11 protein-coding genes and 1 rRNA gene are annotated in these 10,763 nt (G+C 69.3%); 1 reads left to right on the top strand and 11 read right to left on the bottom strand.

The window, feature by feature from the left end:
- Positions 1 to 33: 33 nt before the first annotated feature.
- Positions 34 to 417 (top strand): PRC-barrel domain-containing protein, encoded by a 384-nt coding sequence (locus tag ACIQMV_RS26595; RefSeq protein ID WP_172633036.1) that lies wholly within the window; start codon positions 34 to 36, stop codon positions 415 to 417.
- On the opposite strand, the gene ACIQMV_RS26600 is transcribed toward ACIQMV_RS26595, so the two are convergent.
- The 11 genes from ACIQMV_RS26600 to rrf all read right to left on the bottom strand — a co-directional run.
- Entirely contained in the window at positions 327 to 1,766 is a 1,440-nt protein-coding gene (locus tag ACIQMV_RS26600; RefSeq protein WP_402595990.1) for a DNA polymerase IV, read from the bottom strand. The genes ACIQMV_RS26595 and ACIQMV_RS26600 overlap by 91 nt on opposite strands.
- 151 nt (positions 1,767 to 1,917) lie before the next feature.
- A complete protein-coding gene (locus tag ACIQMV_RS26605; RefSeq protein ID WP_141362958.1) occupies positions 1,918 to 2,601 on the bottom strand; it encodes a MerR family transcriptional regulator in 684 nt (227 codons plus the stop codon).
- A 191-nt stretch (positions 2,602 to 2,792) separates the two neighbouring features.
- The gene (locus ACIQMV_RS26610; protein WP_037684412.1) at positions 2,793 to 3,266 is read right to left on the bottom strand and encodes a bifunctional nuclease family protein; all 474 of its coding nucleotides are present in this window, start codon (positions 3,264 to 3,266) and stop codon (positions 2,793 to 2,795) included.
- Positions 3,267 to 3,347: 81 nt separating this feature from the next.
- Positions 3,348 to 4,085: a MerR family transcriptional regulator gene (locus ACIQMV_RS26615; protein WP_402595991.1), complete on the bottom strand. Its 738-nt coding sequence runs from the start codon at positions 4,083 to 4,085 to the stop codon at positions 3,348 to 3,350.
- 17 nt (positions 4,086 to 4,102) lie between these two features.
- Positions 4,103 to 4,963: an FHA domain-containing protein gene (locus ACIQMV_RS26620; protein WP_172633035.1), complete on the bottom strand. Its 861-nt coding sequence runs from the start codon at positions 4,961 to 4,963 to the stop codon at positions 4,103 to 4,105.
- A 130-nt stretch (positions 4,964 to 5,093) separates the two neighbouring features.
- Positions 5,094 to 5,963 carry a DUF881 domain-containing protein gene (locus tag ACIQMV_RS26625; RefSeq protein WP_402595992.1) on the bottom strand — a complete coding sequence of 290 codons (870 nt, stop codon included), beginning with the start codon at positions 5,961 to 5,963 and terminating at the stop codon, positions 5,094 to 5,096.
- 5 nt (positions 5,964 to 5,968) lie between these two features.
- Positions 5,969 to 6,301 (bottom strand): small basic family protein, encoded by a 333-nt coding sequence (locus ACIQMV_RS26630; RefSeq protein WP_003988855.1) that lies wholly within the window; start codon positions 6,299 to 6,301, stop codon positions 5,969 to 5,971.
- Positions 6,298 to 7,194 (bottom strand): DUF881 domain-containing protein, encoded by an 897-nt coding sequence (locus ACIQMV_RS26635; protein ID WP_253266219.1) that lies wholly within the window; start codon positions 7,192 to 7,194, stop codon positions 6,298 to 6,300. Before ACIQMV_RS26635 ends, ACIQMV_RS26630 begins: the two co-directional genes overlap by 4 nt.
- 143 nt (positions 7,195 to 7,337) lie before the next feature.
- Positions 7,338 to 9,833, bottom strand: coding sequence for a sugar phosphate nucleotidyltransferase (locus tag ACIQMV_RS26640; RefSeq protein WP_402595993.1), 2,496 nt, complete (start codon positions 9,831 to 9,833; stop codon positions 7,338 to 7,340).
- 117 nt (positions 9,834 to 9,950) lie between these two features.
- Positions 9,951 to 10,559, bottom strand: a complete 609-nt coding sequence (locus tag ACIQMV_RS26645) for a CDP-alcohol phosphatidyltransferase family protein (RefSeq protein ID WP_141362945.1) — start codon at positions 10,557 to 10,559, stop codon at positions 9,951 to 9,953.
- A 109-nt stretch (positions 10,560 to 10,668) separates the two neighbouring features.
- Positions 10,669 to 10,763 (bottom strand): 5S ribosomal RNA (gene rrf / locus ACIQMV_RS26650); the annotation flags it as partial.

Genomic DNA, 10,763 nt, shown 5'->3' on the forward strand with positions numbered 1-10,763 from the left:
GTTACGGATGAGTTGCGACCACGTGGAGGGACAGTGCAGACGGAGATCGATCCGCGCAACCTGATCGGCCGCAAGGCGTTCGACCGCAGCGGCCACAAGATCGGCACGGTGGACGAGGTCTACCTCGACGACGCGACCGGTGTGCCGGAGTGGGCGGCCATACGCACCGGCTTGTTCTCCCGGGACGCCTTCGTCCCCCTGGAACCCAGCGAACTGGTCGAGGGCGCCCTGCACGTCCCCTTCGACCGCGCACTGATCAAGGAGGCCCCCGACTTCGGCGTGGGCCGCCATCTGTCCCCCGAGCAGGAACTGCAGCTCTACCACCACTACGGCCTCGACGTCGCCCCTCCACCGACCGTTCCGGACCACCATTTCGGCAAGCTGGCAGGCTCCGGCTCGGGTCCGGACGAAAGCTGAGCGGGAGGAACCGGCGGAACCGGAGGAGTCAGAGGAAGGGGTTCGGCCGGTTCCAGGTCCGGGTCGTCCATGAGGAAGGTGCGAACCCGGCCCGGCGCGGACTCAGGAGTCTCGAAGCGCACGGTGACGCGGCCGAGGCCACTGCCCTGTACCCATCCGTGACCGTACTCGGCATGCCGTACGTCGTGGCCCGACGGCCACCGCCGCTCGGTGGGTGCCGGCTGCCGCTCGGCGGGTTCCTCCGGGCGCTCCTCGGCCGGGCCCTCCGCCCGCGCGCCCGCGGCCTGCGCGAACAGGTCCTCCTGGGTGTAGTCGGCGAGCCCGGACACGCCCACGCCGAGCAGCCGTACGCCGCCCGTGGTGTCCACGGAGTCCAGCAGCCGGGCGGCCGCCTCCCGTATCACCGCGGGGTCGTCGGTGGGCCCGCGCAGGGTCTCGGAGCGGGTCAGGGTGGAGAAGTCGTAGCGGCGCACCTTCAGCACGATGGTGCGCCCCGACAGACCGGCCCCGCGCAGCCGCCCCACGCACCGGTCGGCGAGCCGCTGCACCTCCAGGGCCACCCGGACGCGGTCGTGGATGTCCACGTCGTAGGTGTCCTCGACGGACACCGACTTCGTCTCGCGCTCGGCGACGACGGGACGGTCGTCCTGGGCCAGCGCCATCGCGTACAGCGCCTGCCCGTGCGCCTTGCCGAGCAGCCGTACGAGTTCGTCCTCGCCGGCCTCGGCGATCTCCTCGACGGTGTGGATCCCGGCCCGCCGCAGGTGGTCGCCCGTGGCCGGGCCCACGCCCGGCAGGGTCCGCACGGACAGCGGACCGAGCAGGGCCCGCTCGGTGCCGGGCTCGATGAGCACCAGGCCGTCGGGCTTGGCCTGCTCGGAGCCGATCTTGGCGAGCATCTTGGAGGCGGCCAGCCCCACGGACCCCGTGAGTCCCGTGACGGCCCGGATGTCGGCACGCAGCCTCGCCCCCGCCAGCCGCGCTGATTCCGCGTCCCAGGCGGCTCCCCCGGTCTCCAGGTCCACGAACGCCTCGTCCAGGCTCAGCGGCTCCACCAGCGGCGACAGCGCCCGCAGCAGGCCCATCACCCGCTCGCTGATCGAGCGGTAGAAGGCGAAGCGCGGCACGAGGTACGCGGCGTTCGGCGCCAGCCGCCGCGCCTGGGCCATCGGCATCGCGGAGTGGACGCCGAAGACGCGCGCCTCGTACGACGCCGTGGCCACCACGCCGCGCGGTCCCAGCCCGCCCACGACCACGGCCTTGCCGCGCAGGCTCGGCTTGGACGCCTGCTCCGCGGAGGCGAAGAAGGCATCCATGTCGAGATGGAGGATCGTGGGTGCGGTTCTCACATCTACGATGCTGCACCACGCCACTGACAACGCCCCGGTTCCGGCGGCACCCGTACGGGCTCTCGAAGCCGGTCCGGGGGCCGAGCGGGCTGATCGGGCCCATGCCGGCCGGGCCGGTGGCCGAAACGACCGGAGCCGGCCGAGGGGCCGCTCAGACGGCCCGGTTGCGCCGCCGGGCGAGCTCGTCACCCGGGTTGTGCCCCACGAGCGTCTCCCCGGTGTCGATGCGCTCACCGTGCAGCTGCGACAGCGCGCTCTCCACATCACGCCACACCACGCCGACGGCGATGCCGAAGATTCCCTGGCCTCCCTGGAGCAGGGCGTGCACCTCGTCGGGCGACGTGCACTCGTACACCGTGGCACCGTCGCTCATCAGCGTCATCCGCTCCAGGTCACGCAGACCGCACTCGCGCAGGTGCTGGACGGCGCTACGGATGTTCTGCAACGACACGCCGGTGTCGAGGAACCTCTTGACGATCTTCAGGACGACGACGTCCCGGAAGCTGTAGAGACGCTGGGTGCCGGACCCGTGGGCGGGACGCACGCTCGGCTCGACCAGCCCGGTACGCGCCCAGTAGTCCAGTTGCCGGTAAGTGATGCCGGCGGCCGCGCAGGCCGTCGGACCGCGGTAGCCGATCTGCTCGGTAGCCATGGCCGCCGCCCCTCCGCTGCTCGGCACCGCCGTCGGTCGCTGCGGAGCACGACCGGCCACGCCCCCGGGAGGGGGATACCCCCCGCTCGGTCGGAGCCGAGAGCTCGGGGGAGGGTACGGACCGCTTCCCCCGGCATTGCGTCCGGGGGCACCCCCAGCCGTACCGTCGCCGCTGCTTCTCACGCCGACCTCCGTCCTTGACCTGCCTCCTCGACGGTAGGCAGTCACCAGGGGTGCGTCAACGATCGCCACACTCGGCACGCCGAGTGATAATCACCCTAAGAGTGGTTTCGCGTACCCCATCGCCGGGAAAGGCTATCCGAATGCCTCGGAGGGAGGCCGCGGGGCGGTCTCCCGTGGCTCCTGCGGGCGCTTCACTGGCTACTGGTGCCGAAGTCCTCCGGTGAGATCTGGTCGAGGAACTCGCGGAACTTCTCCACCTCGTCCTCCTGCTCGTCCGGGATCGCGATGCCCGCGTCGTCGAGCACCGTGTCGCTGCCGAAGATCGGCGTCCCGGTACGCAGGGCCAGCGCTATGGCGTCGGACGGCCGGGCGCTCACCTCGACACCGCTGGCGAACACCAGCTCGGCGTAGAAGACGCCTTCACGCAGGTCCGTGATGCGCACTTCCGTGAGTTCCTGGCCGACCGCTTCCAGCACGTCCTTGAACAAGTCATGGGTCAGCGGTCGCGCAGGGGCCATGCCCTGTTGGGCGAAGGCGATCGCCGTCGCCTCCCCTGGCCCGATCCAGATGGGGAGGTAACGGTCGCCTCCCACTTCACGCAGGAGCACGATCGGCTGGTTGGAGGGCATCTCGACCCGGACACCTACGACATCGAGCTCGTTCACACAGCAACCCTAGGCGGTGCCCCGACCGTTTGGGTAGTCGGGCCGGTCAGGGGAGGAGGATCCGGCCGCCTCCCGGCCCGCTCACGGCAGCCGCACCCCCAGCGCGGCCTGGACCAGCACCGTGTGCAGCCGCACCGTGAGCTCCGCGAGCTCCTTGGCACGGGCCTCCGCATGTGCCCTGGTCTGCGGGTTGCGGTGCCGCTTGAGCGGGGCCACCACCTGGTCGACGAGCCCGGCCTCACGGTCGGCGGCCGCCTTCATCACCCGCAGGTGCCGGGGCCCGATCCCGAAACGCCCCAGCTCGGAGACGAGCGAGGCCACGGTCACCGCCTCGGCGCCGTAGGCCCCGTCCGCCAACGGAGTGAGCAGCCCGTACGACTCCCACTCCCGCAGCTCTCCCTCCTCGATGCCGGCGGCGGCGAGCAGCTCGGCCCGCCCGATCCGGGCCCCCGTGGGGGCCTCGGCCGACGCCGGCACCGCCGAGGCGTCACGCTGCCGGCCGACCGCCGGCAGGTGGACCGCCTCGCCGCGCTCCATCGCGTCCAGGTACTCGCGGATCACCTTCAACGGCAGGTAGTGGTCCCGCTGCATCCGCAGGACCAGGGCCAGCCGCTCGACGTCGTCGGTGCTGAACTTGCGGTACCCCGAGGGGGTGCGCCGCGGCTCGACGAGCCCCTCCGACTCAAGAAAACGGATCTTGGAGACGGTGACCTCGGGGAACTCGTCGCGCAGCACGTTCAGCACCGTGCCGATGCTCTTCAGCCCACTGTCCGTGGCGGCGGCGCCGTGCCCGGCACCGCCGCTCGGTGATTGGCGCATGGACCTTCCCTGACAGGTCAGACGCCCTGTCGGCTCGAGTAGAAGACCAGCCGGTACTTGCCGATCTGCACCTCGTCACCGTTGGACAGAGCGACCTGGTCGATCGGCTCCCGGTTGACGTACGTGCCGTTCAGACTGCCGACGTCGGCCACCGTGAACGAGCCGTCCGGGCTGCGGCGGAACTCCACATGGCGACGCGAGACCGTCACGTCGTCCAGGAAGATGTCGCTCTGCGGATGACGCCCCGCCGTGGTCAGCTCGCCGTCCAGGAGGAAGCGGCTGCCGGAGTTCGGACCGCGGCGCACCACCAGCAGGGCCGAGCCCAGCGGCAGCGCGTCGACGGCCGCCTGCGCCTCCGGAGAGAGCATCGGCGTCTGACCGGTGGCCTCGGCGTCGTAGGCCTCGAGACCGGAGATCGAGATCGTCGAGGTCGTCTCCGACGAGCGCTCCGGCGTCGCACCGGGCCGCAGCGGCGCACCGCAGTTGGAGCAGAAGCGGCTGTTCTGCGCGTTGCGGTTACCGCACCTCGTACACACCAGGGCCGACATGGACGGATCCTCCTGCCGCGGCTGCCCCGCGGGGGCATCGGACGCGTACGGGCCGGCGGCAAACCCTCCAGCCGTACCTGAGGTCGACGGTTGCCCGAAACCTATGCCGCCCGACTGGGCAGGGTCAACCGACGACGCGTCCTGACCGGCCACCTGGTCCCTGAACAGCGGACGCTGGCCCTCGGCGTCAGGCTGTGCGCGATGACGGGCCGTCGCGTTCTCGCCGCCCTCTCGCGCGCTCTTGCCGAACAACTTCGCAAACAACTTCACGGGCGATTCCCCTTGACCGAAACAGACCCGCCCGTGGGGCAGGACGAACCCTGACTGCATACACCGGTCGACCCGGACATCTTCACAACGTCCGTATCCACCAGACAGTTTCCACCACGCACCACCCAATCGATGCGCCGACCCCCCGCAACCTCATGCCCCTGCCGGACGAGCGCCATGCACCGCCGGTTCACCGCGAGGACGACCGAGCGTAGTCAGGCCTCTTCGCCGCCCGCAAGGCGTCCACGACGATCTTGTCCGAACGGTCGATGGTCACGGTGGCCTGCTCCTTCTCCAGGGTCTGCACCACGCCTCCAGGAATGTTGAGCGCCGGTTCGAGGTCCTGCGGCTTGCCGATGACCTTGAAACGATACGGGGCGTTGATCTTGTTCCCGTCGACGTCCACGCTCTTGCCGGAGTCGGTGAGATAAGTGTTCGCGACCACGCGCACACCGTTCACCTCGATCGCCTCCGCACCGGCCGCGCGCAGCTCCTGTATCGCGTCGAGCAGCATGTCCGCCCGGACCGTCCCCTTCGTGTCCTCGACCGTCACCGTGATGCCGGGTCCCTGCGCGGCCACCGTGCCCGCGAGGATGCCGAGTTGCTTCTCCTTCTCGGCCGTCTGCCTGCGGGCCTCCTCGGCCTGGTCCGAGCTGTTCTCCAGCTCCTGGCGCTGCTTCTCCAGACCCTGCTTCTCGTCTTCAAGACGCTGAGTACGGTCGTCCAGTTCATCGAGGATGCGGACGAGATCCTCCTGCCGGGCGCCGCGCAGCGCGTTGTCGCCGCTGCTGTTGGAGGCGACCTGGACGGCGAGTCCGAAGCCGAGGCCGAACAGCAGCAGCGCGACGACGAGTTGGGCCCGGGTGAAGCGCGGCGGCCACAGCCCCTGGGCCAGCCGCTGGCGACCGGTCAGCGCGGGCTCGGAACTCTCTTCGACGCTGGGACCCTCACCGGCGGCCGCCTGCGCGGGCACCTCCTCGGGCAACTCCTGGCGCAGCCGCTGCTGCTCGGGCTGGGTGTCCTGCTGCCCGTTCCCGGGCTGCTCGTCCTGGTGGCTCATGATTCTCACGCCCGGAACACGTGCCGTCGGATCGCCGCGGCGTTGGAGAAGATGCGGATACCGAGGACGACCACGACACCCGTGGACAGCTGGGCACCCACGCCCAACTTGTCGCCCAGGAAGACGATCAACGCGGCCACGACCACGTTGGACAGGAACGACACGACGAAGACCTTGTCGTCGAAGATGCCGTCCAGCATGGCCCGCAGGCCACCGAAGACGGCGTCCAGCGCCGCGACGACGGCGATCGGCAGATAAGGCTCGACGACCGCCGGAACCTCCGGCCGGACCAACAGGCCGGCCACCACTCCCACGACGAGGCCCAGTACGGCGATCACGATGTGCCCTTCTCAGTGCTCGGCTGTGCTGTACGTACGATCACACTCGGTGCGGCGGCCAGCCGGAGGTCGCTCTCCACGGAGATGCTGCTCCGGATGCCGTAGTTGTCCTTCAGGGCCTGGAGGTACAGCCCGTCGGGGCTGTCCTGGAACCGGGCGCTCAGCCGTTTCCCCTCGCCCACGGCCAGCACCGTGTACGGCGGCACCAGCGGCTTGTTGTCGACCAGTATCGCGTCGCCCGCGGCCCTGATCGCCGACAGGGCCGTCAGCCGCTGCCCGTTGATGGAGACGGCTTCGGCACCCGACTGCCACAGCCCGTTCACCACCCGCTGCATGTCCCGGTCCCGGACCCGGCCGGTGTCGGAGAAACCCGACGTCCCTCGCGGATTGCCGCCGCCGCTCGTGCCGGCCTCCTTGGCGTCGTCCACCACGAGCCTCATACCGGGGCCGTACACCTCGCTGGCGCCCGCCAGCATGCTCACGAGGTCGGCCTGCGGGTTGCCGCCGGTGTGCCGCAGCGCCTCGCGCTGCCGCGCGTTCACGTCGTCCCTCAGCTTGTCGACGGTGCCCTCGAGCTCGTCGGCCGCCGCGGTCTCCTTGTCGATGCGGTCGATCAGCTCCTGGCGCTCCTTGGCGACGACCGGGGCCGCCACACGGGCCTGTGCCGCTCCCACGGTCACCACGAGCCCGGCCAGCACCAGCCCGCCCGCCAGCCCGAGCTTCGCCCGGACGGTTTTCGGCATGCCGCTCTCGCCCGCGGCCTTCTTCCGAGCGGCGGACTCGGCGTAACCGTCGTCGAGGCTGTGGTCCATGACGTTGGTGATCAACGACATGGAGGCGTCCGGTCGGGAGGGCCGCGCGGGGTTGCTCCGAATGGGGGGTTGCTGCGGCATGCCGCACATCGTCGCACGACGTGGCCGTGACCTCCGAATGGCCCCACCGGCGTGCCGGACAGGCCCCCTTGGGGGACACTTGTCCGGCACGCGTGCGTGCTGTCCGTTTTACCGGCCGGCGCCCTGTTCCACCGGCCCGCGTTCTACCGGCCGGCGCTGTCCACGACCGCCGCCCACTCGTCCAGCAGCGTCTGGGCGGAGGCGTCGTCGGGCCCCTCGGCCCACAGATGCGTGACCGCTTCGGCAGGGTCGGGCAGGACCATCACCCAGCGGCCGTCGGTCTCCACCACCCGCACACCGTCCGTGGTGTCCACGAAGCGGTCTCCGGCCGCCTCGACGACCCGGCGCATCACCAGGCCCTTGACGGCCCACGGCGTCGCCAGATCGCGCTTGAGGACGTGCGCACGCGGGATCCGGGCGTCGATCTGGCTCAGGGTGAGCTGAGTACGCGCGACCAGCCCGATGAGCCGTACGAAAGCCGCCGTGCCGTCGTAGACGCTGCTGAACTCCGGGACGATGAACCCACCCTTGCCGTCGCCGCCGAAGATCGTCCCCTCCTCGCCACCGACCCGTGTGAGGTCGTCGGGCGAGGTCGTCGTCCACTCCACCTGGGTGCCGTGGTACGCGGCCACCTGCTCGGCGATCCGAGTGGTCGTGACGGGCAGCGCCACCCGGCCGCTGCGCCGCTCGGCTGCGATGAGGTCGAGCATCACCAGCAGCGCCCGGTCGTCCTCGATGATGCGGCCCCTCTCGTCGACGAGCGACAGCCGCTCGCCCACCGGGTCGAACCGCACACCGAACGCGGCCCCGGAGGACGCCACGATCTCGCCGAGCCGCACCAGACCCGAGCGCCGCATGTCGGCGGTCTCCGTCGGCCGGGCCTCGTTCAGACCGGGGTTGATCGTCAGCGAGTCCACCCCGAGCTTGCCGAGCAGGCTGGGCAGCACGAGTCCGGCGCTGCCGTTCGACGCGTCCACGACGACCTTGAGCCCCGACTCGGCGATCCCGGTGGTGTCGACGTTGCGCAGCAGTGACCCGGTGTACGAGTCGAAGACGCTGGACGGGAAGTACAGGTCACCGATCTCGCCGGGGAACGCACGCCGGTACTCCTGGCGCGCGAAGACCCGGTCCAGCTTGCGCTGGCTGGCCTGCGACAGGTCGGCGCCCTGTCCGTCGAAGAACATGATGTCGACCGAGTCGGGCACCCCGGGCGAGGTCCGGATCATGATGCCGCCCGCGCTGCCCCGCGCGGTCTGCTGCCGCGCGACCGGCAGCGGCACGTTCTCCAGGTCCCGTACGTCGATGGCGCTGGCCTGGAGGGCCGAGATCACCGCCCGTTTGAGCGCACGGGCACCCCGGGAGTGGTCGCGGGCCGTGGTGACCGTGGAGCCCTTCTTGAGCGTGGTCGCGTAGGCGCCGGCGAGCCGTACGGCGAGCTCCGGGGTGATCTCCACGTTCAGGATCCCGGACACTCCGCGGGCTCCGAAGAGGTGCGCCTGGCCCCGCGACTCCCAGATCACCGAGGTGTTGACGAAGGCGCCGGCCTCGATGGTCTTGAACGGGTACACCCTCACGTTGCCCTGCACGATCGATTCTTCACCGATCAGGCACTCGTCACCGATGACCGCGCCGTCCTCGATCCGCGCCGCGCGCATGATGTCGGTGTTCTTGCCGACGACACAGCCGCGCAGGTTGCTGTGCTGGCCTATGTACACGTTGTCGTGCACGACGGCCTTGTGCAGGAAGGCCCCGCTCTTCACGACGACGTTGGAGCCGACGACGGTGTGCTCGCGGATCTCGGCGCCGGCCTCCACCTTCGCGTAGTCGCCGATGTAGAGCGGCCCGCGCAGCACGGCGTCCGGGTGCACCTCTGCGCCCTCGGCGACCCAGACTCCCGGGGAGATCTCGAAGCCGTCGATCTCGACGTCGACCTTGCCCTCCAGGACGTCGGCCTGCGCCTTCACATAGCTCTCGTGGGTGCCGACGTCCTCCCAGTAGCCCTCGGCGATATAGCCGTAAATCGGCTTGCCTTCCTTCATCAGCTGCGGGAAGACATCGCCGGACCAGTCGACCGGAACGTCGGGGTCGACATAGTTGAACACCTCGGGCTCCATCACGTAGATGCCCGTGTTCACGGTGTCGGAGAAGACCTGGCCCCAGGTCGGCTTCTCCAGGAAACGCTCGACCTTGCCCTCTTCGTCGACGATGGTGATGCCGAATTCCAGCGGATTGGGCACGCGCGTGAGACACACGGTCACCATCGCGCCCTTTTCCTTGTGGAATTCGATCAGCCGGGTGAGGTCGAAGTCGGTCAGGGCATCACCGGAGATGACGAGGAACGCGTCGTCCTTCAACGCCTCCTCGGCGTTCTTGACGCTGCCGGCGGTTCCGAGCGGCTTCTCCTCGTTGGCATAGGTGAGCTCCATTCCGAGCTCTTCACCATCACCAAAGTAGTTCTTGACCAACGAGGCCAGGAACTGGACTGTGACGACGGTCTCATTCAGCCCGTGCCTTTTGAGCAGCCTCAGCACATGCTCCATGATCGGCCGGTTGGCCACCGGCAGGAGCGGCTTGGGCATGCTCGAGGTCATCGGACGAAGGCGCGTGCCTTCGCCTCCGGCCATCACGACGGCCTTCATGTCGGAAGCGTCCTCCTCCAAGAGACGACGATCTAGCCGACTGCACCCGTCCTGATTGTCCCGCACTTTTCCCAGGCGGGCCATCGGAGTCCCCGCGGCTGCCTCGATGAGGGGAACTCAGTCGGCCGTGGCGTCCGCACGGACCAGACGGCGGACTTGTACCACGTAGAGGACTCCTGCCCACCAATAGAGCGTTGTACCCCATCCCGCGAACGCCCATCCGAAAATGGCCGCGAGTGACGCGATCCATCCGCTGCCGTCACTGAGCAGCAACAAGGGGAACGCATACATCAGGTTGAACGTCGCCGCCTTCCCCAGGAAGTTCACCTGCGGCGGCGGGTAGCCATGTCGCCTGAGGACAGCCACGGCCACCAGGAGCATCAATTCGCGTGCCACGAGAAGAGCGGTCAGCCACAGCGGCAGAATCTCGCGCCAGGTGAGACCGAGGAGGGTGGAGAGAACGTACAGCCGGTCGGCGGCGGGGTCGAGCAGCCGGCCGAGGCTGCTGACCTGGTTCCACCGTCGTGCGAGCTTGCCGTCGAGGTAGTCGCTGACCCCGCTCAACGCCAGCACCAGCAGTGCCCAGCCATCACTCTTGGGGCCACCGAACTCCGGCCGGAGGATCAGCCACAGGAAGAGGGGTACGCCGACGAGCCGCGCCATGCTGAGGATGTTCGGGATGGTGAGGACCCGGTCCGTCTGAACACGGGTCTCCTGGACCTCCACCCGGGGGCCTCCTGTGGGAAAGATACCGACGATGCCTCCTGACCTTACCCCAACGCAAAAAAGCTCCGGCTCCCGGGCTGTTTGCCCAGGAGCCGGAGCTCTAAAGGTAGTTCGGCGGCGTCCTACTCTCCCACAGGGTCCCCCCTGCAGTACCATCGGCGCTGTGAGGCTTAGCTTCCGGGTTCGGAATGTAACCGGGCGTTT

The organism is Streptomyces sp. NPDC091412 (genome assembly GCF_044756885.1).
In the GTDB taxonomy this organism is placed as follows: Bacteria; Actinomycetota; Actinomycetes; order Streptomycetales; family Streptomycetaceae; genus Streptomyces.

Excerpts from the sequence above, each read along its gene's own strand:
- ACIQMV_RS26615 (WP_402595991.1), bottom strand. The coding sequence starts at position 4,085 with ATGCGCCAATCACCGAGCGGCGGTGCCGGGCACGGCGCCGCCGCCACG.
- ACIQMV_RS26620 (WP_172633035.1), bottom strand. The coding sequence starts at position 4,963 with ATGCAGTCAGGGTTCGTCCTGCCCCACGGGCGGGTCTGTTTCGGTCAA.
- ACIQMV_RS26625 (WP_402595992.1), bottom strand. The coding sequence starts at position 5,963 with ATGAGCCACCAGGACGAGCAGCCCGGGAACGGGCAGCAGGACACCCAG.
- ACIQMV_RS26635 (WP_253266219.1), bottom strand. The coding sequence starts at position 7,194 with ATGCCGCAGCAACCCCCCATTCGGAGCAACCCCGCGCGGCCCTCCCGA.
- ACIQMV_RS26640 (WP_402595993.1), bottom strand. The coding sequence starts at position 9,833 with ATGAAGGCCGTCGTGATGGCCGGAGGCGAAGGCACGCGCCTTCGTCCG.